Origin of the sequence: Aeromicrobium sp. 9AM, from assembly GCF_902506105.1 — a bacterium.
GTDB lineage: Bacteria > Actinomycetota > Actinomycetes > Propionibacteriales > Nocardioidaceae > Aeromicrobium.
Map to the genome: position 1 here is coordinate 1,297,948 of NZ_LR733304.1, position 19,291 is coordinate 1,317,238.

Here is a 19,291-nt window from a genome sequence, read left to right on the forward strand (position 1 = left end):
ATCCCGTCCAGTCTCGAACGCCAGCTGTTTCAAGCGTGTTGCGCGATCGTGAAGAGTTCGGTCCTCGAACGCGGCGTGGGGGCATTTCACCTGCTGGCAGCCCGACGGGCCGCCGGACTCTGTACGTCAGGCGGCTTGGCGGTAGGGGCTTCGTCGTCGCTTGCGAAGGGAGCGGCCGTTGTGGTTGGTGAAGCGGAAGCCGTCGACGGCGTTGCCGGTGATGCTCAACCGGCCGCGGTGCAGGAGGGCGTGGCATCGGACGCAGAGTCCGATCAGGAGGTCGAGGTCGGTGGGTCCGCCGTGGGACCAGAAGATCGTGTGGTGAATCTGCAGGTGGGTGTGGTTGCAGCCGGGTGTCGCGCAGACACCCTTCTGCCGGGCGAGAACTGCACGGCGTTGCAGCAGGTTGGGTTGGTACTTGGCCGTGCCGGCGTTGAGGATCTGCGCCTGCCGGTGACCGCCACCTTGCTTCATGAGGAATGCGGTGAAGTCAGACGCGCACGCGAAGTACATGAGCAAGTTGGGTCCGATGGCCCCGTGGCCGGCGAGTGTGGCCGGTTCGGTCGTAGGTACGGGCTCGGGGACGGAGAAGGGCTTCTCAGCAGCGTTCCTTGCCTGCTGGGCGGCGGCTTCCAGCGTGTCGGCGTCGACGAACACCGACAGGTGCGGCCGGACTCCCTTGTCCGATGGCAGGCCGTTCGCGAGGATCGAGTCGCACAGGTCTTCCAGGCCATGCACCCGACGTTGTGAGCCGGTGCGGTCGTCGTCCTTGTCCCTTGGAGCCGCCACCGAGTCCAGGACGGCCTTGAGCTTGGCCCCGGTCACCGTGTTGAGGAATCCGTTGACGTGCCAGCCATCAGGGACCGCGTTGACCTGGAAGTCTTCGCGGTCCATCCCGCGTTCCCACGCATCGTCCAGGTCTTCGGGGTGGACCTTGTCCTTGAGGTGCTTGACCGCTTCGAACAGCTCACCGGGTTCGCAGTCCTTGGCGACCTGGACGAGCACGTCCTCGAACTGGCGCATCGGCTCCAGGCCGACGTGTTTGAGCCCGTAGACGAACACCTGCACATGGGCTGAGCTGATCTGCCCGGCGAACGCCGCTTCGGCCACCAACGGCAGATCCCGCAGCGCGGTCACGTTCTTGACCAGCGCCCTGGCCGGGCCGGCGTTCATCCGCAGCTGGTTGCGCACCCACGCGTTCAAGGTGGATGCGCCGTCGAGCTCGAACTCCTTGGACGCGTCCAGGTCAGCCAACAGCGCCGCCTTGGCAGCATCGAGCGCGTCCTGCGCCACCTGCACAGCATGCAGCTTGGCCCGCACGTCACCGGTCCGAAGCGTATGCGCAGCAGTGCGCATCGCGTCGATCGTGACCCCCGGATTCATACCCACCATCCTACTCGAACACCTGTTCGATCGCAAGAGGCAATCCCCCGAAATCGCAGACAAAAGCGAATGTCAGACCCGCGTGCAAGAATGCCCTCGCCACCACCGCGTCCGCTGGCAAGACCCATCGAACTATTGACTTAATTCAAGAGTCGTACTAAACCTGACCCATGGCATCGGACTACGTACTGGGCATCGACTCCTCGACCCAGTCGACCAAGGCGCTGCTCGTCGACGCCGCCTCCGGTGAGGTGGTCGCCCGGCAGTCCGCGCCGCACCCCGATGGCACCTCCGTCGACCCGCGCGCCTGGCTCGAGGCATTCGACCAGGCCACCGCCGGACTCATCGAGCGCGCCAGCGCCGTCTCGGTCGGCGGCCAGCAGCACGGCATGGTCGCCCTCGGCGACGACGACTCCCCCGTGCACGACGCGATCCTCTGGAACGACACCCGGTCGAGCAGTGAGGCGCGCGACCTCATCGACGAGATGGGCGGCCCCGACGCCTGCGCCGACACGATCGGCAGCGTGCTCGTCGCGTCCTTCACCTCGACCAAGCTGCGCTGGCTCCGCGACCACGAGCCCGACGCCGCCGCTCGTACGCGCCGCGTGCTGCTCCCCCACGACTACGTCTCGCGCCACATCACCGGCGGAGACGCCTTCACGGATCGTGGCGATGCCTCCGGCACGGGCTACTTCTCCACCGGCAAGGACGACTGGCTGCCCGAGCTCGCCGAGTCCGCGATCGGCCATGCCGTCGAGCTGCCCCGCATCGTGGCCTCGTCCGAGGTCGCCGCAACGACCGCCAATGGGCTCGTCGTCGGCGCCGGCACGGGCGACAACATGGCCGCCGCGCTCGCCCTCGACCTGTCCCCCGGCGACGTCGTCGTCTCGATCGGTACGTCGGGGGTCGCCTCGGCGATCAGCGAGACTCGCATCGCCGACGGCACTGGATCGGTGACCGGCTTCGCCGACGCGACCGGCCGGTTCCTGCCGATGGCGACGACCATGAACGCCGCACGCATCCTCGACCTGCAGGCCCGCCTGCTCGGCGTCGACCACCACGAGCTCGGCCGCCTCGCCCTCGCCGCTCCCCCGGGTGCAAGCGGCCTCACGATCGTGCCCTACTACGACGGCGAACGTACGCCCAACCTGCCCGACGCCACCGGCACCTGGAGCGGACTAACCTCGTCGACGTCCCGCGAGGACATCGCCCGCGCCGCCTTCGAGGCGCTGCTCTGCTCGCTGGCCGACGGCGTCGACCACCTCGTCGCCAAGACCGGCATCACACCCCGCCGGATCCTCATGGTCGGCGGAGCCGCGGCCAACCCCGCGGTGCACGCCATCGCGCCGGCGATCTTCGGCAGCGCGGTGACCGTGCCCGCCCCGGGCGAGTACGTGGCCCTCGGCGCCGCTCGCCAGGCCGCGTGGGCGCTCGCCGGCACCTCAGAACCGCCCACCTGGGCCTCGGCCAACGCCGAGACGTACGACGCGGAACACACACCTCTCGTGCGTGAGGCCTACGCACACCTGCGCGACCGCACCATCCCGTGGTCCACATCCACCACCCCTTCACAGAAATAGGGCTCCCATGAGCATCCCGACCCCGTCACCCTCCGACAAGTTCTCCTTCGGCCTGTGGACCGTCGCCTACCCCGGTCGCGACCCGTTCGGCGAGCCGACCCGCGCGCCGATGGACCCGATCTACGCCCTCGAGAAGCTCGCGGACCTCGGTGCGTACGGCGTCAACTTCCACGACGACGACCTGATCCCGTTCGGCTCGGACGATGCGACCCGCACGCAGATCATCGACCGCTGGAAGAAGGGCCTCGCCGACACCGGCCTGGTCGTCACGACCGCCACGACCAACCTGTTCACCCACCCCGTGTTCAAGGACGGCGGCTTCACCTCCAACGACCGTGAGGTGCGCCGCTTCGCGATCCGCAAGGTGATGCGCAACATCGATCTCGCCGCCGAGCTCGGCGCCAAGGTGTATGTCTGCTGGGGCGGCCGCGAGGGTGCGGAGTCCGGTGCGGCCAAGGACGTCCAGGCAGCGCTCGACCGCTACCGCGAGGCGTTCAACGTGCTCGGCGAGTTCGTGCACGACAAGGGCTACGACATCAAGTTCGCGATCGAGCCCAAGCCCAACGAGCCCCGCGGCGACATCCTGCTGCCGACGATCGGCCACGCGCTGGCGTTCATCGAGACCCTCGACCGCTCCGAGAGCGTCGGCGTCAACCCCGAGATCGGGCACGAGGAGATGGCCGGCCTCAACGCCGCACACGGCTACGCGCAGGCGATGTGGCAGGGCAAGCTGTTCCACATCGACCTCAACGGCCAGACCGGTCCCCGCTACGACCAGGACTTCCGTTTCGGCGCCGGCAACGTACGCGGTGCGTTCTGGGTCGTCGACACGCTGCTGTCCGGCGGGTATGACGGACCTGTGCACTTCGACTTCAAGACCCCGCGCACCGAGGACGACGAAGGTGTCTGGGCATCGGCCAAGGGCTGCATGACCAACTACCTGGTCCTGCGGGAGAAGGCCCTCGCCTTCCGTGCCGACCCGGAGGTGCAGGAGGCGCTCGCCGCCGCCAAGCTGCCGGAGCTCGCGCAGCCGACGCTTTCCGAGGGTGAGGGCTGGGCAGACCTGGAGGCCGCCCAGCTCGGCGATCCCGACGAGCTCGCTGTCCGCGGCGCCGGGTTCGAGCACCTCGACCAGCTCGCGCTCGAGTACCTCTATGGGGTGCGCGGCGGGTGACCCTCACCGGGGTCCCTACAGGGACGGAGTACGTACGCCGGCAGAACACCGGCCTCGTGCTGCGCTCCCTGCGGTCCCACGGGCCGGCAACTCGCACGGAGCTGGCCCGGCGTACCGGGTTGGCCAAGGCGACCGTCGGCACGATCGTCGCCGAGCTCGAGGCCGCCCGCGCCGTGACCCAGGACGCCACGGTGTCCTCGGGTCGCGGGCGGCCCGGCCGGCCGGTGACGCTCACGGGTGAGTCGATCCTCGGGCTCGGGCTCGAGGTCAACGTCGACTACGTCGCCGCCGTCGCCCTCGACCTGGCCGGCAAGGTACGGGTCGTCGAGACCCGGCCGGTCGCCACGGCCGGTACGCCGCCCAGCACGGCCGAGCTCATCTCCATGGCGACCGACATCCGTACGACCCTGATGCGCGAGGGGCACACCGTCGTCGGCGCGACCGTCGCCGTGCCGGGTCTCGTGGCGCACGACAACCGCACCGTCTCGTGGGCGCCCAACCTCGGCTGGGACGGCCGGCACCTCGCCGAGGAGCTCGAGGAGGCGTTCGGCGGCGGCTGCCCGACCACGATCGACAACGACGCCAACTGCGCTGCCCTCGCCGAGGCCGCGCACGGCGTCACCACCGACGTCTCGCACTCGCTCTACATCACCGGCACGATCGGCATCGGCGCCGGCATCGTGCAGGACGGCCGGCTCATCCGCGGCGGTGCCGGGTTCGCCGGCGAGGTCGGCCACATGCCGATCGGCAACCCCAAGCGCGTATGCGGCTGCGGCCGCAAGGGCTGCTGGGAGGCCTCCGTCGGCCTGCGCGCCATGCTCAACGCGGTCGACATGGAGGAGGAGAACACTCCCCTGCAGACCGCCACCACCGTCGCCAACCGCGCCGCCCGCGACGCCGGGATGCGCGACGCCCTCGCGGCCCTCGGCCACGACCTCGGCACCGGCCTGGCCACCCTCGCCGCCGTCCTCGACCCTGCCGCGATCGTCCTCGGCGGCTACTTCGTCCCCCTCGGCGCCTACATCGTCCCCGCCGCCGGTGAAGTCCTCGCCGAGCGCCTCCCCTCAGCCTCGATCCACCTCCCGCAGATCCGCCTCAGCTCGCTCGGCATCCACGCCGCTGCCCTGGGCGCCGCGGAAGACGCCTTGGCCGACGTCTACGCCGGCACGCTGGCGCTGTAAGTCTTGCGGCGGACCGCGTCATTCCGGCTCCCTTCTGTTGTCAAGACGCCGCTGAGAGCGTGTTCTCGGTTGGAGTCTTTCGTCGGCGGGCGGCCGGTTGTAGCGTCGGTTCTGCGGGTCCGGGAAGTGGCTGATCCGAAGTGTCGATGTGGTGACCACGAGCGGACAAGTCGCAACAAGGCACAAAGCCAGTCATTCCGAGGGTCACACCCGCGGTCACCAACCACAGCCCAGCACCATCAGGCTGCGTTGGCGATCCTCACAGTCATTCCGCCGCGACTCGGCCGGGTCGAGTCGAGTCGAGTCGAGTCGAGTAGTCAACCGTGGGACGGACAGCAGCAGTCACTGCGCTCCCTGGGATGATTCGGTCGTGACCGACCAGCACACTGTGGAACTCGCCGACTGCACGATGACCCGACTACCAGTGGGAAGGGCGGCGGGTCGGCTCTGGCTCTTCTTCGTTGTCACAGGGCTGCCGCTCTCTCGTTTCGACCCACAATCCGCCGAGTCGCCGTGGCGCCTTCGCGAACACGTCGCAGTGTTCATTGACGACGCGCAGGTTGCGATCGAGGAAGGCGGAGGGTCCGGGTCAGAGTCTCTGACCCTTGAGTACCGGCAGCTTCGCGACCCCGGTATGTCCTCGATCTCCCTTCGATACTTGTCCGAGGGTCAGGTAGTCGACGCCGAAACCGTCAGTGTGCCGGAAGCCCCGTAGGTCCTGGCTTGCGCGATGCCTAATCGCTCGTCAGCCAACACCTCGCGGGCCCCTCAGTGTTCGCTGCTGAAGAACCGTAGCAACAGCGGGCCGACGATCTGTGGGTCGACGACGTGATCCGGCCCCTCGAGGGTCTCCCGCTGAGCGTGGGGTAGCAGGTCCGCAAGCTCGTCGGCTGCGCGGTCGAAGAAGTCCGAGGGCAGGCCTGCCATGTAGGGGACCGTGATCGGTCCTCCGGTGGTGACCAGGACCGGTTGGGTGACCGTTGCCAGTCGATCAGCCGGCAACTGGTAGTGGTTGAGGAAGAGGCTGTCGTGGACCAGCGTGGGCGCGAGGGCGACCGAATCCGCCCAATGCGCCGTCTGCTTGCCTGCCGCTTTCCTGGCCGCGATGTTGTCGTCGGAGGCGCCGGTCATGCGCATGAACAGTTCGAGAACCTCCTCGTCTCGCCCGGCGTCAAAGGCGCGTCGGGTGTCCGCAACGTACTCCTCGAATCGCGGGCGTATGTCGTCCCCGACCGCGTAGGGCACCTCCCACACGGCGATCGTGTCGATGGCTGACCCGGCCGCGGCGGCTTCCAGCGCCAGAGCGCCACCAGAGGACGCCCCGAACAGGTGTGCCGAGCCGCCCGCCTCCGCGATCAACGCATCCAGGTCCTCGATCTCCCTTTCCACGGCGTAGGGCTCGGTGAAGCCGCTCGCGCCGCGTCCCCGACGGGCATAGTTGTAAACCGTGAAGTGCTCGGCGAGAGCAGGTACCAAGGGAGCGTTCTCGGCTCCGTCGTCCTGTGCGCCGCCTACCAGGACGACAGCCGGGCCGCTTCCCTTCCGGTCGTAGGCGATGGTGGTGCCATCGTTTGATGTCACGCGAAAGGCCATCTCGTTCATCTCACATCTCCTTTCGAGAGGTTTGTCTCAGCGCCTGAGCAGCGTGCCGACGACGGCCTCGGTGCGCGACCACCGCACCCTTGCGATCACGACCGCCACGACGAGAAGGGCGAGCGGCAGCCAAGGGCTCTGCTCGAGCACGAACTGATCGGTGATGACAGCACCGGTCAGCAATGCCGCCAACCCGAGACTGGCCAGGCCCGCCAGAGCCGGGATCAGAAGTCCAACCCCTCCCGCGACCTCCACCGCTCCGACCAGGTATCGGAGCCACTGGCCAGCCCCGATGTCGGCGAACATGTCCACCATGACCGGGTCGCCGGCGAGCTTCGAGATTCCGCCGCCGGCGATGATCGCCGCCAGCACGACTTGCAGAATCCAGACCCCGATGCTGCTCGCCCGCCCGGGCGTGTGCGCAACGGTTTCCGAGCTGTTCTTGAAGATGGTGCTCATTTGGCTCTCCTTGCCGCGTCCGGGCCCGCGTTGCTAGTCAAGTTTGGTTACTCGGCCAAAAGTAGACGAGGAGGAGGGTCTAGTCAAGGTTGATTAGTGGGCCGTTCGCCACGAACCCGGATCATCGGCCATGGTGTAGGCGCCCTCAGCCAGCCGTTGGCTCAGACTCTTCGCCCACTCCAGTTCGGTGCGTGCATGTCCCGCCCACAGTTCGGCCTGATCGCGGACGTGTTCGGGAATGTCGGGGTTCGGGTGCTCCCGCCACTTGGCCTGCTCTACGAGCTCCGCTTCCAAGCGCGCGAACCGCTCGTTGACGTGCGCGATGGCATCTGTCCTGGTCAGCATGGGCAACATGGCGATCGACGCGTTGAGCATGGTGGGGTCATGGGTGCGCCGCAGACCGTCGCGGACCAGTTCGACTATCTCGTCACGTCCCCGAGCTGTTACGCGGTACAGAACGCGCTCCGGCCCGGAGTTGCCCGGCTCGGCGTGTTCGGTGAGGAGGCCATCAGCCGCCGCCTTCTTCAGCGCGTGATAAATCGAGCCCGGCTTGATCTTGGCCCAACTCTCCACACCCCAGCTCTGCAGCTCGGACCGCACCTGGTAGCCATGCGCGCCGCCGGAGAGGTGCACGACACCGAGTACCAGGAGCTTCGTCGCCGACATGCGCCCACCTCCACTCAAACCGCTCGGACTCGCTCCGCCTGCGCGCCCGCCAGCGCGGTGTCATCTCCCACCCACACTAGGGTGCCCTCCTGTCCGGGTGGTGTCAGCACTGACCTACAAACGGTGCTGGTGGAGACCCTCCAAAGCCAGTGAGGCCGATGCTCACCCCAATGTGGTGCAGCTCGCGCGAGTCGGACGTACGTCACACCGCCGCGTTCGTGGCCCTCCGATAGAGACAGCTCCGAACGCCAATTGGTGGGGGAACTCAGTCTGGCGCAGAGCTGCGCCCTCCGATACGCGCACCCCCGCCCGCAGGGTGGGTTGCGGCTGCCGTCTCGGCGCGATGGCGGGATACGTCCAAACCCTGCGATCGGAGCCGCGAGGCATGCTTCGATAGCGCAGACATCAACATCACCGGGAGTGCAGATGAGGCGTTCTCACCGAATCGCCGGCTGCTGGGGAATCCCTGCGGCCCTGACGTGCGTATCCCTGGCGTTAGCGGTCGCCGCTGCCCTCTCGCTCGTGCTGGCCCCTGACTCGACTACGACCGGGAAGGTGGTCGCAATGGGCTGGAACGGAGGAGGCACCTGCTATCCGACAGCCCGATACACGGTTGCTGGAGAGACCTATAGAACCACCCCCCACCGCAGCAAGAGGTGGTGTGGCTACGAGTGGGGAGGCCCGGCAACTGTCTACTACGACGCTTCGTCGCCCAGCAACGCTCGATTGGCCAAGTACGACGACAGCCCCAAATGGCTGGCGGGCACTGGACTTGCCGTCTTCCTCCTTGCCTTGCTCTTTGTGCGAGCCGAACGTGCGCGCCGAACCCTGCGAACCCGCTCGTCCGAACGGGTCAATTCCGAGCAGCACTAGACCCACGTCATGCGGCCGCGACGGAATGTGCTGCCCGAGCGAGTCGGGTCACCACGGTTCGATGCAACCGCGCGTACCCCACCACCCAACTACCCCGCGACCGCAGGCTGCGCGAGCGGCTTGAGGCCACAGGCGGCGGCGAAGCCGTCCGACTCGATGCCCATAGCCACGTTCGGCCGGGTGGTGAAGTTGGCGAACGCGATCACCGCCGACAGCTCCACCAGGGCAGCGTCGCCGAGCTGGTCACGAAGTCCGGCAACCATCTCGTCGCTGACCGCAGGCGGAGTGACCGTCATCGCCTCGGCATACGTGAGCACGTCACGCTCGAGCGAGGAGAAGGCGTCCGACTCGCGCCAGCGTGGGATCTCCCGCGCCTTGTCCATGTCCAGGTTCAAGTTGTTGGCCTCGAAGTAGTTGAAGTCCAGACACCAGCTGCAGCCCACCTGCGACGCCACGGCCATGTGCGCGAACGACTTGAGCTGCTCGTCGCATGCATCCCACTTCTTCACCTTGCCGCCGAAGTTCGCCATGCCCATCAGCACCTTCTGGTTGTGCCAGTACACACCGAGCGAGCTCGGCACCTGGCCGAGAGCCTTCCTGGCGAACCGCTTGATCAGCGCCCCCTTGAAGCCGGCGATCTCGGCGGCAGGAATTCTCGTGGTTCCGGTCATGTCGTCCTCCTGTTGTCTGCGGTTACAACTGGAGACGAAATCGAAGGGTGCGCTGTGACATGGGCACACAAATCTGTCTGCGCCTCGCGGGCAGCCGGGTGCCAGTGAATCTTCTTGACATCGCCATCCCTGTCAGCACATGCTGACAAGCATGAAGACTTCTCTGGACGGTGACGACAGCGGCCCTGTCGGCGAACTTGCTGCGGTTGCTGAAGCCAAACGCGAACTGAGTCGTCGCGAGGAGGTTGCAGTTCGCAAGGCCCGCCACACCGGGCTCAGCTGGGCAGAGATCGGAACTCTGCTCGGCGTGACCCGACAGACGATTCACCGGAAGTACCGAAAGGTCGGCTGACAACGACCGGCCGAGCATCGGCACTCCGGAGCATGTCGTGATCCTCGCGGGGTGGTCAGCCTCGCCCTGGTAACCCGCAGGTCGTCGTTGTCGCCAAACTCGATGTTCGGTCGCGGGCCATGTGAGATCGTCATCGCGTGAGTGACTCACTGGTCGACGTACGACGCCCCAGCGTGGCCATCTCGCTGTGTCTTGTTGCCAACTACGTCGCGGCTTTGGCCGTGCTGACCAGCCCTTGGGGCTCGGTGTTCATGCTGGACGACGACTTCCACAACAGCAGCATCGCTGTCTCGGTAGCAGTTGGACTCGTGCTCGGTCTCGCTGAATCGGTGATCTTCACGCCGCAGATCGCCATCGCGGCAGCAGGAATCGGCCTCATCGGACTGGCCACGATCTTTCTCGCATTCACATTGGCAACCCAGGTCGCCGGAATCGGGCTCGGCTGCGTACTCGGCTGGTTACTCCGACAACACGCGACACACCTCCGCCACGAGGTACGAAAGTCGATCTGATGGATCAATCACCCGTCGTCGAGCGCAAGGAGACCACCCATGGGCAAGGCGTTCGCGACCATGCCGGACGGCACCCGAATCCTCGTCAGGCACGGCTACCGGTCGGCGGACTTCACCGTGCCGAAGGCTGAGCTGGAGCGCCTTTCGCACATACGGGCCGGCTGGACCGCCGAAGAAGTCCTCGCCGAGCGCGACGGCGAGCTGTCGGGCTACCGCCGGATACGCGACTTCGAGCGGGACGGCAAGCAGTGGACGCTCCTGCAGAACCCCAGTGAGTACGCGATCGAGTTCGAGCTCACGGACACCGGCACCGGGACCGGCACCGGCACCGGCGAGATCCGACCACTGCCGCCGCAGGAGGCATGGACACTGGCCCTCGAGCTCGACAAGGGCGAGACCCGATATCCGATCGCGCTCGAGGACAACCTGGAGCGTACGGATGTGGCCCACCCACCCAACTGGGGCGCATAGACGCCAGCTCCGCTGTCAGCTAGAAGCTGAGGCGCGGCTGGTCGTAGAACTCTGGTGGTCCGGCCCCGAACGCCAGACCGAAGAAGCTCCCCGCTGGTCCGGTGTGCGGGCCGGCCACGAAACGAAGAACGGTCCCATCCGGATCCGGCACATCCATCGCGACACCGAACTCGCCTCGGTCCTCGATCTCGCCGTGCACGACACCGAGCTCGTCACACCGGGCGGTCACGGTCGTCATCTGCTCGGGCGTGCTGACCGCGAAGGCGCAGACATCGAAGCCATCGAGGACCGGCTGGCTCGCGCAGTACTCGCGCTCGCGCAGGCCGATGACGAAACCCGCATCGTGGTCGGCGAGCACGACCCCTCGGACTGCCGACTCCTCGTAGAACTCAGCCGCCAGCTCGAGGTCGAACAGGTCGGAGTACCAACGAGCGCTGCGGGCCAGGTCGCTGACCGGGAGCTTGATCTGGCGCACACCGACAATCGGGAGCCTCATACTCCGCAGCATGCCGCAGCTGGGGACGCAGCGCATCAACTCAAGGCATTTTCACCCAGCGCCGTAGGTCAGACTTCGGCGAGGAAGGCGAGAACTCGTTCGGTTGCACGTGTTGCGGCATCTGCATCGTGGTCCGGGTGCCCTGTCTCGGCGAACAAGTGACCGGGGACCGGATAGACGAAGAGCTCGCCGCCGTCGACTTCGGACACGTACTCCGCCTCGGCGGCTGGTTCCCGGAACTCATCGCCGGCGGCGACGTGCGCCTGCGACCGTACGCCTTCCGGCCACGTCGCTGCCCACCACGAAGGCGCAACGGCGCCGTACAGGAAGAATGCGGCCCGCGCGCCAGGGCGGGCCAGCACGTGCTCGGCGGCCCGCGCCGCACCCATCGACAGTCCCCCGTAGACGAGGTCGCGGGGCATCGGCGCCACGATCTCTGCTGCTCGGGCCGCGATCACGTCCTCGCCGACGGAGTCGGCATACGCCATGCCCTCGCGGACATCTGCGAACGTGCGACCCTCGAAGAGATCCGGCGTATGAACCTCGTGTCCGGCGTCGCGCAACCGCTGCGCAAACGCGACCACTCCGTCAGTCAAGCCACCGGCGTGGTGGAACAGGACGATCTCGGCCATACGCACAACCTACAAGCGGGTCACGGCCCATACTGAGTCGCATGGCGGCCAACCGGACCCTCGTGTGCGTCGTGGCGCACCCCGATGACGACGCTCACGCAGTTGCCGGCAGCGTCGCTCTCCACGCGCAGGAGGCCGACTTCCGGTTCGTCCTGGTGCACGCGACGTACGGCGAGCTGGGCGACATCCGCGAAGGATTCCCCGCCACCCGCGAGACCTTGGCGGCGGTTCGCCAGGCCGAGGACGAGGCGGCATGGCGCGCGCTTGGCCGGGAGCCGGACCGGCACGAATGGCTCGGGCTGCCGGACGGCGGGGTGGCTTCCCTGCCGTTCGACGAGGTCGTCGCGATGGTCGAGCAGATCCTTGTCGAGGAGCAACCGGCCGTCGTGTCGACGTTCGGACCTGATGGGATCTCCAATCATCCCGACCATGTGACGATCGGCGCCGCGACAGACGCGGCGTTCGCCCGAGTCCGCAGTCGGGGCGGGTCCGGGTTGCAACGGCTGGTGCACAGTGCGATCCCCCAGTCGGTCTTCGAGCGGTGGAACCAACGGCGGGCCGAGCTCGGCCTCTTCCAGTTCGACCCGACGCAGGTCTACCACCTGCGAGGAGTGCCCGACGAGCAGATCGGCCTCATCGTCGACTGTCGCGCTGTCGCCGGCCGCGTCGGCGACGGGCTGCGTGAGCACCGGAGCCAGCACCACGTGATGTCCGACGACCCGGAGAACCTCGAGCAGTGGGACAAGCGCATCAAGGACGAGTGGCACGTGGTCGCCTGGCCTCCGTCGGCGCCTGGAGCACCGATGCTGACCGATCTCTTCGAGGGCCTCGCGTGACGAAGGCCGCCACACCTGATCACGCGAGGTAGCGGCCCAGGGCGTCGAGCAGCCCCTGGCTGCCCATCTCCCGGTTTGGCCCGTCGGCCCAGAACTGGTCGAAGAACGCGCCGTGCTCGATGTGCGTGAACCGGGTGCCCTCGGCGATCGGTTCGAACTCGAGCGAGGCCACCGACGTGGACATGTGGATCCCGTCGAGAAACATGTCGTACGTCGTGACGATGCGGGCGTGCTCGACGATGTTGGTGTACGTGGCTTCGTACCGCGACACGGGACCGTTGTGGAACTTCCCCTCGGCGACATCGCGCCCACCGACCCGGAAGTCGAACACCCACTCGCGGTGCTCGATGGCGTCGCCGGCGCCCCACCAGCTCAGCTTCTCGTCCTCGTCCGCGAACGCGGCCCAGACGCGCTCCACCGGGGCTGGGTAGTCGCGGGTCAGGGTGAAGTCCGAGCGGGCGATGCGGCGTTCGATCGTCATGCGTACGTCCTATCGTTTGAGGCTGACGTGGATCTCGCCGCTCTCGGCGACTTCCGTCGTCACCGTGTGCGTGAACTCGAAGCCGGCGAGGTCGTCCCACAGGCGGTGCCCCTTGCCGAGGAAGATCGGGGCGACCATGAGGTGCAGGTCGTCGACGAGGCCGGCGCGCAGGAAGGCGCGTGCCGTTCGGTATCCCCCGCCGACGCGTACGTCCGCTCCGTCGGCGGCCTTGGTCGCCTCGGTGAGCACGTCCTCGATCGGGGCGTTGCGGAAGTGGAACGTCGTGCCGCCGTCCATCGGGATCGACCGGCGCGGGGCGCTGTGGGTGAGCACGTAGACCGGCGTGCCGAACGGTGGCTTGTCACCCCACCACCCCTTCCAGTCCGGGTCGTCGGGGAACGAGTGGAGACCGAACATGGCCGCGCCCATGATCTCGGCGCCGATGCCCTCCGAGAACGCAGCGGCGTACCGCTCGTCGACGCCGGTCGTGCCCTCACCGCTGGTGTCGCCGAAGACGTTCTTGCGGAACGTACGAGTCGCGGCGTACGCCGCCGTGAGGCGTCCCCACTCGGCGCCCATCGGGTCCTCGGCCGTCTGGTCGGCCGGCACGTAGCCGTCCAGCGAGGTGAACAGGTCCATACGAACGCGAGTCATGTCAGGTTCCCTTCGGGGACGTGCGAGTGAGGTGGGTGCCAAGCCGGTCGGCCTGGTGCTCAGCAGGAGTACGTTGCTCGCCGAGCCACAGGTGGAGCACGTCGAGAGCGCCCGGTCGCAAGCTCACGGTGCGCACTCGCCCGTGCTTCTGCGACGAGACCACTCCCGCGTACTCGAGCACCTTCAGGTGCTGCATCAGCGAGGGCAGCGCCATCGAGAACGGCGCCGCAAGCTCGGACACGACGGCCGGGGACTTCGCCAGCCGTTCCACGACGGCACGGCGCGTCGGATCCGCGAGAGCGCGGAGCACGACGTCGAGCTCGTCGTAATACTTAGGCATACACCTAACTATTGTCCAAGGGCACGCGTACGTCAACCCGGCGAAAGGTGGCCGGCGGGGCACCGTCGCCGGCCGACACCCGCTACCCCGCCAGGCCTTCGCGCCACGTGGGGTGCGCAGGTCGCCAGCCCAGCTCCCGCTTTGCCTTGGCGTTGGATGCGCCACGCAGCTCGGTCATGAGCACGACCCCCGCCTTGCCGGCGGCCAGCCGACCGACGAACCGCGGTACGCGCATCGGCTTCTTGGCGCCCAGCATCGCGGCCAGCTCCGGCAACCACTCGGCGACCGTGGCAGGGTCGTCGTCGACGATGTTGTAGACGCCGCGCTCGCCGTTCTCGATCGCCGCGACGGTGGCTTCGGCTGCGTCGGCGATGTGGACGAACGACCACACTCCTCCCCCGTCGCCCACGACCGGGAACTTGCGCTTGCGGATCATCTCGAACTGCTCGGACCCGGGCGCCATGGACGTGCCCGGTCCATAGAAGGCGCCGTAGCGCAGCACGATCCCCTCGGTCCACGTGGCACCCAGCACGGCGCTCTCCAGGTGCTCGATCGCGCCGATCATCGCGTCCATCTCGCGCACGGGTGAGTCGTCCAACGGGTCTCGCTCGTCCTTGATCGGCCCTCCCGTCCGGGCGTACGTGAACGCGCCGTTGCTCTGAGCCACGAAGCGGCGTACGCCCGCGGCGCGTGCGGCTGCGAGCAGGTTGTCCGTGCCCTCCGTCCGCAGGCGGTTGGTGGCGGCGAAGCTGCGCTCGAAGTGGCGGGTGTCGATGTCCCCGATGGCGGTCAGCTGGTGGACGATCACGTCAGGCGCTGCCTGGCGTACGGCAGCCTCGACCTCGCCCCGGTTCAGTGCGTCGGCCATGACCGGCACCGCGCCCATACGGGTCATCTTGGGCTCGTCCGACTTCTTGCGGACCATGGCGAACACCTCGTGCCCAGCCTCGGTCAGTCGCGGCACCAGCTGCGTACCGATCGCCCCGGTCGCTCCTGCAATCAGAATTCTCATGTTCGGCTCCTGTTCGGTTCGGATGCCACTTGAACCGGATGGCCGCCCGTTTCCTGACAGGAGCTGCGCGTGATGCCCGTCACATCACGAACAGTGGTTCCCCGTGGCCAGCCGTGGCCCACTGCTCGGTCGCACGTACGAGCTTGTCGGGGTTGGCTTGCGTACGGCACGCCTCGATGCCGTCGTCGCCGACCTCCAGGCACATGATGGCGACGACCTGGCCCTCCACGACGGCGACGACGGCCGGTTCGCCGTTGGCGGTCCAGGCGTACAGCTCGGGCGATCCCCCGACGAGGGCCCGCTTGGCCTGCCCCGGCTTGACCATTCCCCACACGAACCTCGCGACCGCGACCGCGCCCTCGAACGCCTTGGTGCGCGCCGGGACCTTGCCGCCACCGTCGCCGATCGCGGTGGCGTCCTTGGTGAGCAGGCGTACGAGCTCGTCGGTCTGACCGCTGGTGGCGGCTGCGATGAACTCCTCGACGATCCGCTGGGCGGCGGCTTTGTCGATCTGGGGGCGGCCCTTCGCGTGTGCGACGTGCTCCTTGGCCCGGTGCAGGATCTGTTGGCTCGCTGCCTCGGTGATGTCGAGGAGCTCGGAGATCTCTCGATGCGGGTAGTCGAAGGCCTCCCGAAGCACGTAGACCGCCCGTTCGTTGGGCGACAGTCGTTCCAGCATCGTGAGGACCGCGTACGTGACCTCTTCGTGCTGCTCGGCCGTGTCGGCCGGGCCGAGCATCGGGTCGCCTCCGAGCAACGGCTCCGGCAGCCATGGGCCCACATAGCTCTCGCGCCGTGCCCGGGCCGATGTGAGCTGATTGAGGCACAGGTTCGTGAGCACCTTGGTCAGCCAGGCCTCGGGAACCTCGATCCGATCGATGTCGGCGGCGTGCCAGCGCAAGAAGGTCTCCTGGACCATGTCCTGCGCCTCGTCCGCCGAACCGAGCAGACGATAGGCGATCGCTTCCAGACGCGGCCGCGCTCGCTCGAACCGGTCGACATCCTCACGTGACACAGGCACGATCCGATCGTAGGCATTTCCCACTGCGTACACCCCACCCCCGTTCCGTACATACTAGTTGTTACAGTTCTCGTATGAGCGCACGCGAACAGCTGACCGAGGCCATGGCCGAGCTGCTGTGGGAACGGGGATACGCCGCCACGAGTCCGCGGGACGTCATGGCGCGCGCCGGGGTCGGCCAGGGCAGCATGTACCACCACTTCAGCGGCAAGCACGACCTGGCCGTCGAGACCTTCACGGAGGTCGCCGAGGTGCTGACCGAAGGCTCGTCGGTGCTCGAGGGAGACGGCTCGCCACTCGACCGCCTGAAGGGCTACCTGTCGGTCCCCCGCCCGGGCACCCGCGGCTGCCGCATCGGCCGGATGACGCAGGACCCGCAGGTCGTGGCGGATGCCGAGCTCATCGCGATCGTCGCGAACGCGTTCGACATCGCCCTGGGGCGCTGGGAGCAGGCGATCGCCGACGCGATAGCCGCAGGAGAGCTGCCCACGAGCGTCGTCCCCGCCGATCTGGCCCGCACCCTGGCCGCGGTCATCCAGGGCGGCTACGTGCTCGCCCGGGCCAAGGGCGACCAGGCGCCGATGGACGCAGCCGTCCGGGGCGCCGTGTCCCTGCTCGACGCCGCGCACGCGGCCGCCACCCACGACTGACCCACCCACGAAGGAGAAACCCCATGACCGTACGCATCGGGATCAACGGCTTCGGCCGGATCGGCCGCAGCTACCTGAGAGCCGCCCTGCGCAGCGACGCCGACATCGAGGTCGTCGCGATCAACGACATCGCCGACGCCGCGACGCTTGCGTCGTTGCTCGAGTGGGACTCGATCAGCGGGCATCTCGACGGGGTGCAGGTCGACCGCGACGCCATCGTCGTCGGCGATGCGCGGATTCGCGTCACCGCAGAGCGCGAGCCGGCCAACATCCCGTGGGGAGACGAGCGGGTCGACGTCGTCATCGAGTCGACCGGTCGGTTCACCGACGCGGCCAGCGCGCGTGACCACCTGGCCGCCGGCGCGCGCAAGGTCATCATCTCCGCCCCGGCGTCAGGCGACGTGCCCTCGGTGGTGCTGGGCGTCAACGACGACGCGATCGACGCGGCCGGCGACGTGCTCTCCAACGGCTCCTGCACGACCAACTGCCTCGCCCCGATGGCCAAGGTGCTGCACGAGGCGTTCGGCATCGAGTCCGGGCTCATGACGACGATCCACGCCTACACCAGTGACCAGCGCCTGCACGATGCCCCGCACGGCGACCTGCGGCGGGCCCGCGCCGCCGCCATGTCCACGATCCCGACCTCGTCCGGCGCCGCCAAGACGATCGGTCGGATCATCCCCGAGCTCGACGGCAAGCTCACGGGTCTCGCGCTGCGCGTGCCCGTGCCCGTCGGCTCCATCACCGACCTCACGGTCCAGCTGACGAAGCCGGCCACCGTCGAGGAGGTCAACTCCGCCTTCCGCGCAGCCTCAGAGGGCGCGGAGCTGTCGCCCTACCTCGCCTACTCCGAGGCGCCCATCGTGTCGGCCGACATCGTCGGCAACCCGGCCTCCGCGATCTTCGACGCTCCCCTGACCCAGGTCGTCGGCAACCAGGTCAAGATCTTCGCCTGGTACGACAACGAGTGGGGCTTCTCGAACCGGCTCCTCGACCTGTCCGAGCGCATCGGCGCCTAGGCGCAGCGCGTCAGCTCGCGAGCGCCGAGTCCACGTCGAGGCAGGCGTTCGCGAGCCGGCCCACCGGGTCGGCCAGCAAGGGCTCGAAGGCCAGCTCGGCTGCGCCGTGCAGCACCGAGTCACCGCCGAGACCGGGCAGCGTCACCAGCACCTGCTCGCGCGGTGCCGACAGGGCGTGCACCGCGAGCTCGCTGTCGACGTCCTCGCGTACGAGGGGGAACAACGAACGCAGGTAGCCGCCGAGCACGATGACCCGCGGGTTGAGCAGGTTGACGGCACCCGCGAGGCCGCGGCCGAGGTGCTGGCCGACGATGCGCAGGTCGGGGGTCGCCTCGTGGACGCCCTCGAGGAACTCCCCCAGCGCGCCGACCTGCTCGGACGGGCAGCCGATGGCCAGGGCGATCGCGGGCGCACCGATCTCGGTCTCCCAGCAGCCGTGCGCACCGCAGTGGCACAGCTTGCCGCCGGGGATGAAGGGCATGTGGCCGATCTCGCCGGCATAACCGCCGGCACCTTCGAGCTTGCGGCCGCCGACGATGACGCCGGCACCGACGCCCACCTCGCCGGACAGGTAGACCAGGTCCTCGACCCCGACACCGGCACCGCGCAGGTGCTCGGCCAACGCTCCGAGGTCGGCATCATTGCCCAGCACGGGCATGCCGACCGGGCCGATCTTCTCGGAGAGGATCTTGGCGAACGGCACGTCCTGCCAGCCGAGGTTGGGTGCCAGGCGTACGAGCCCGTCGTCAGCGCGGATGATGCCCGGCACGCCGAGCCCCACGCCGACCAAAGCGGCGTTGGGCTCGACGTCGCGGACGACGAGTCGCATCAGGTCGACCACCGACGCCGCGATGGCGTCGGGGTCGTGGTCAGACGGGACCGGACCGGTGGCCCGGGCACGGATGACCCCGCCCAGGCCGACGCGGGCGACCGTCAGGCCGTCGACCCGGAGGTCGACCGCCAGGACGTACGCGCCCGTGCGGGCCTTGACGTCGACCGACGGGCGCCCGGCGCCGATCCGGGTCCCTGAGGGCTTGGCCTGATCGGCCAGCCCCAGGGACTCCAGCTCGGTCACCAGACCCGCGATCGTGCTGCGGTTGAGACCCATCCGAGCCGTCAGCTCGGCACGAGAGATCCGACCCGCGCGATGCACGTGCCCGAGAGCTGTCCCGAGATTGTGCCGGCGAACGTCCTCCTGATTCGTGCCGACCCCCGAGCGTCCGGCTGTAGCCATG

Annotated in this window: 24 protein-coding genes; 11 read left to right on the forward strand and 13 right to left on the reverse strand. The window is 68.0% G+C overall.

Going from position 1 to position 19,291, the window contains the following annotated elements; genetic code table 11:
• Positions 1-126: 126 nt before the first annotated feature.
• Complete coding sequence (locus tag BOSE46_RS12640; RefSeq protein ID WP_159540574.1) at positions 127-1,383, reverse strand: HNH endonuclease signature motif containing protein; 1,257 nt, start codon at positions 1,381-1,383, stop codon at positions 127-129.
• A gap of 170 nt (positions 1,384-1,553) precedes the next feature.
• Between BOSE46_RS12640 and xylB the strand changes: the two genes are divergently transcribed.
• From xylB to BOSE46_RS12660, 4 genes are all read left to right on the forward strand, one after another.
• Positions 1,554-2,963, forward strand: coding sequence for a xylulokinase (gene xylB / locus BOSE46_RS12645; RefSeq protein ID WP_159540575.1), 1,410 nt, complete (start codon positions 1,554-1,556; stop codon positions 2,961-2,963).
• 7 nt (positions 2,964-2,970) lie between these two features.
• On the forward strand, positions 2,971-4,137 hold the full coding sequence (gene xylA, locus BOSE46_RS12650) for a xylose isomerase (RefSeq protein ID WP_159540576.1): 1,167 nt from the start codon (positions 2,971-2,973) through the stop codon (positions 4,135-4,137).
• Positions 4,134-5,318, forward strand: coding sequence for an ROK family transcriptional regulator (locus BOSE46_RS12655; protein WP_159540577.1), 1,185 nt, complete (start codon positions 4,134-4,136; stop codon positions 5,316-5,318). Before xylA ends, BOSE46_RS12655 begins: the two co-directional genes overlap by 4 nt.
• A 370-nt stretch (positions 5,319-5,688) precedes the next feature.
• The gene (locus BOSE46_RS12660) at positions 5,689-6,033 is read left to right on the forward strand and encodes a hypothetical protein (protein WP_159540578.1); all 345 of its coding nucleotides are present in this window, start codon (positions 5,689-5,691) and stop codon (positions 6,031-6,033) included.
• A gap of 53 nt (positions 6,034-6,086) precedes the next feature.
• On the opposite strand, the gene BOSE46_RS12665 is transcribed toward BOSE46_RS12660, so the two are convergent.
• The 3 genes from BOSE46_RS12665 to BOSE46_RS12675 all read right to left on the reverse strand — a co-directional run bounded on the left by BOSE46_RS12665 (position 6,087) and on the right by BOSE46_RS12675 (position 8,036).
• Positions 6,087-6,920, reverse strand: coding sequence for an alpha/beta fold hydrolase (locus tag BOSE46_RS12665; RefSeq protein ID WP_159540579.1), 834 nt, complete (start codon positions 6,918-6,920; stop codon positions 6,087-6,089).
• 27 nt (positions 6,921-6,947) lie between these two features.
• Complete coding sequence (locus BOSE46_RS12670) at positions 6,948-7,370, reverse strand: DoxX family protein (RefSeq protein ID WP_159540580.1); 423 nt, start codon at positions 7,368-7,370, stop codon at positions 6,948-6,950.
• Between the two features lie 93 nt (positions 7,371-7,463).
• Positions 7,464-8,036, reverse strand: a complete 573-nt coding sequence (locus BOSE46_RS12675; RefSeq protein WP_159540581.1) for a PadR family transcriptional regulator — start codon at positions 8,034-8,036, stop codon at positions 7,464-7,466.
• Positions 8,037-8,462: 426 nt separating this feature from the next.
• Between BOSE46_RS12675 and BOSE46_RS21720 the strand changes: the two genes are divergently transcribed.
• Complete coding sequence (locus BOSE46_RS21720) at positions 8,463-8,909, forward strand: DUF3592 domain-containing protein (RefSeq protein ID WP_159540582.1); 447 nt, start codon at positions 8,463-8,465, stop codon at positions 8,907-8,909.
• 89 nt (positions 8,910-8,998) lie between these two features.
• Here BOSE46_RS21720 and BOSE46_RS12685 read toward each other — a convergent pair whose 3' ends face one another.
• On the reverse strand, positions 8,999-9,580 hold the full coding sequence (locus tag BOSE46_RS12685) for a carboxymuconolactone decarboxylase family protein (protein WP_159540583.1): 582 nt from the start codon (positions 9,578-9,580) through the stop codon (positions 8,999-9,001).
• 151 nt (positions 9,581-9,731) lie between these two features.
• On the opposite strand from BOSE46_RS12685, the gene BOSE46_RS12690 reads away from it, so the two are divergent.
• The 3 genes from BOSE46_RS12690 (at position 9,732) to BOSE46_RS12700 (ending at position 10,915) form a co-directional block, all read left to right on the forward strand.
• Positions 9,732-9,932: a hypothetical protein gene (locus BOSE46_RS12690; RefSeq protein WP_159540584.1), complete on the forward strand. Its 201-nt coding sequence runs from the start codon at positions 9,732-9,734 to the stop codon at positions 9,930-9,932.
• A gap of 173 nt (positions 9,933-10,105) precedes the next feature.
• Positions 10,106-10,444, forward strand: coding sequence for a hypothetical protein (locus BOSE46_RS12695; protein ID WP_159540585.1), 339 nt, complete (start codon positions 10,106-10,108; stop codon positions 10,442-10,444).
• A 39-nt stretch (positions 10,445-10,483) separates the two neighbouring features.
• A complete protein-coding gene (locus BOSE46_RS12700; protein ID WP_159540586.1) occupies positions 10,484-10,915 on the forward strand; it encodes a hypothetical protein in 432 nt (143 codons plus the stop codon).
• A 19-nt stretch (positions 10,916-10,934) separates the two neighbouring features.
• Here the strand turns inward: BOSE46_RS12700 and BOSE46_RS12705 are convergent, their stop codons facing one another.
• Positions 10,935-11,411, reverse strand: a complete 477-nt coding sequence (locus tag BOSE46_RS12705) for a VOC family protein (protein WP_159540587.1) — start codon at positions 11,409-11,411, stop codon at positions 10,935-10,937.
• 68 nt (positions 11,412-11,479) lie between these two features.
• Positions 11,480-12,043 (reverse strand): dienelactone hydrolase family protein, encoded by a 564-nt coding sequence (locus BOSE46_RS12710; protein ID WP_159540588.1) that lies wholly within the window; start codon positions 12,041-12,043, stop codon positions 11,480-11,482.
• Between the two features lie 41 nt (positions 12,044-12,084).
• On the opposite strand from BOSE46_RS12710, the gene BOSE46_RS12715 reads away from it, so the two are divergent.
• Complete coding sequence (locus BOSE46_RS12715) at positions 12,085-12,879, forward strand: PIG-L deacetylase family protein (RefSeq protein ID WP_159540589.1); 795 nt, start codon at positions 12,085-12,087, stop codon at positions 12,877-12,879.
• 19 nt (positions 12,880-12,898) lie between these two features.
• Here BOSE46_RS12715 and BOSE46_RS12720 read toward each other — a convergent pair whose 3' ends face one another.
• The 5 genes from BOSE46_RS12720 to sigJ form a co-directional block, all read right to left on the reverse strand.
• Positions 12,899-13,360 (reverse strand): SRPBCC domain-containing protein, encoded by a 462-nt coding sequence (locus BOSE46_RS12720; RefSeq protein WP_159540590.1) that lies wholly within the window; start codon positions 13,358-13,360, stop codon positions 12,899-12,901.
• A 9-nt stretch (positions 13,361-13,369) separates the two neighbouring features.
• Positions 13,370-14,014 (reverse strand): dihydrofolate reductase family protein, encoded by a 645-nt coding sequence (locus tag BOSE46_RS12725; protein ID WP_159540591.1) that lies wholly within the window; start codon positions 14,012-14,014, stop codon positions 13,370-13,372.
• Between the two features lies 1 nt (position 14,015).
• A complete protein-coding gene (locus tag BOSE46_RS12730; protein ID WP_159540592.1) occupies positions 14,016-14,354 on the reverse strand; it encodes a helix-turn-helix transcriptional regulator in 339 nt (112 codons plus the stop codon).
• An 82-nt stretch (positions 14,355-14,436) separates the two neighbouring features.
• A complete protein-coding gene (locus BOSE46_RS12735; protein ID WP_159540593.1) occupies positions 14,437-15,366 on the reverse strand; it encodes an NAD(P)-dependent oxidoreductase in 930 nt (309 codons plus the stop codon).
• 79 nt (positions 15,367-15,445) lie between these two features.
• Positions 15,446-16,387 (reverse strand): RNA polymerase sigma factor SigJ, encoded by a 942-nt coding sequence (gene sigJ / locus BOSE46_RS12740; protein ID WP_159540594.1) that lies wholly within the window; start codon positions 16,385-16,387, stop codon positions 15,446-15,448.
• Positions 16,388-16,461: 74 nt separating this feature from the next.
• Here sigJ and BOSE46_RS12745 point away from each other — a divergent pair, with 74 nt between their 5' ends.
• Together BOSE46_RS12745 and gap are read left to right on the forward strand one after the other, a co-directional pair.
• Positions 16,462-17,037, forward strand: a complete 576-nt coding sequence (locus BOSE46_RS12745; RefSeq protein ID WP_159540595.1) for a TetR/AcrR family transcriptional regulator — start codon at positions 16,462-16,464, stop codon at positions 17,035-17,037.
• 23 nt (positions 17,038-17,060) lie between these two features.
• The gene (gap, locus tag BOSE46_RS12750; protein WP_159540596.1) at positions 17,061-18,056 is read left to right on the forward strand and encodes a type I glyceraldehyde-3-phosphate dehydrogenase; all 996 of its coding nucleotides are present in this window, start codon (positions 17,061-17,063) and stop codon (positions 18,054-18,056) included.
• A gap of 10 nt (positions 18,057-18,066) precedes the next feature.
• Here gap and BOSE46_RS12755 read toward each other — a convergent pair whose 3' ends face one another.
• The gene (locus BOSE46_RS12755) at positions 18,067-19,290 is read right to left on the reverse strand and encodes an ROK family transcriptional regulator (RefSeq protein WP_159540597.1); all 1,224 of its coding nucleotides are present in this window, start codon (positions 19,288-19,290) and stop codon (positions 18,067-18,069) included.
• Position 19,291: the final 1 nt, after the last annotated feature.

Coding starts and splice junctions, on each gene's coding strand:
- BOSE46_RS12640 (WP_159540574.1), bottom strand. CDS start 1,383: ATGAATCCGGGGGTCACGATCGACGCGATGCGCACTGCTGCGCATACG.
- xylB (WP_159540575.1), top strand. CDS start 1,554: ATGGCATCGGACTACGTACTGGGCATCGACTCCTCGACCCAGTCGACC.
- xylA (WP_159540576.1), top strand. CDS start 2,971: ATGAGCATCCCGACCCCGTCACCCTCCGACAAGTTCTCCTTCGGCCTG.
- BOSE46_RS12665 (WP_159540579.1), bottom strand. CDS start 6,920: ATGAACGAGATGGCCTTTCGCGTGACATCAAACGATGGCACCACCATC.
- BOSE46_RS12670 (WP_159540580.1), bottom strand. CDS start 7,370: ATGAGCACCATCTTCAAGAACAGCTCGGAAACCGTTGCGCACACGCCC.
- BOSE46_RS12675 (WP_159540581.1), bottom strand. CDS start 8,036: ATGTCGGCGACGAAGCTCCTGGTACTCGGTGTCGTGCACCTCTCCGGC.
- BOSE46_RS21720 (WP_159540582.1), top strand. CDS start 8,463: ATGAGGCGTTCTCACCGAATCGCCGGCTGCTGGGGAATCCCTGCGGCC.
- BOSE46_RS12685 (WP_159540583.1), bottom strand. CDS start 9,580: ATGACCGGAACCACGAGAATTCCTGCCGCCGAGATCGCCGGCTTCAAG.
- BOSE46_RS12690 (WP_159540584.1), top strand. CDS start 9,732: ATGAAGACTTCTCTGGACGGTGACGACAGCGGCCCTGTCGGCGAACTT.
- BOSE46_RS12700 (WP_159540586.1), top strand. CDS start 10,484: ATGGGCAAGGCGTTCGCGACCATGCCGGACGGCACCCGAATCCTCGTC.
- BOSE46_RS12705 (WP_159540587.1), bottom strand. CDS start 11,411: ATGAGGCTCCCGATTGTCGGTGTGCGCCAGATCAAGCTCCCGGTCAGC.
- BOSE46_RS12710 (WP_159540588.1), bottom strand. CDS start 12,043: ATGGCCGAGATCGTCCTGTTCCACCACGCCGGTGGCTTGACTGACGGA.
- BOSE46_RS12715 (WP_159540589.1), top strand. CDS start 12,085: ATGGCGGCCAACCGGACCCTCGTGTGCGTCGTGGCGCACCCCGATGAC.
- BOSE46_RS12720 (WP_159540590.1), bottom strand. CDS start 13,360: ATGACGATCGAACGCCGCATCGCCCGCTCGGACTTCACCCTGACCCGC.
- BOSE46_RS12725 (WP_159540591.1), bottom strand. CDS start 14,014: ATGACTCGCGTTCGTATGGACCTGTTCACCTCGCTGGACGGCTACGTG.
- BOSE46_RS12730 (WP_159540592.1), bottom strand. CDS start 14,354: ATGCCTAAGTATTACGACGAGCTCGACGTCGTGCTCCGCGCTCTCGCG.
- BOSE46_RS12735 (WP_159540593.1), bottom strand. CDS start 15,366: ATGAGAATTCTGATTGCAGGAGCGACCGGGGCGATCGGTACGCAGCTG.
- BOSE46_RS12745 (WP_159540595.1), top strand. CDS start 16,462: ATGAGCGCACGCGAACAGCTGACCGAGGCCATGGCCGAGCTGCTGTGG.
- gap (WP_159540596.1), top strand. CDS start 17,061: ATGACCGTACGCATCGGGATCAACGGCTTCGGCCGGATCGGCCGCAGC.
- BOSE46_RS12755 (WP_159540597.1), bottom strand. CDS start 19,290: ATGGCTACAGCCGGACGCTCGGGGGTCGGCACGAATCAGGAGGACGTT.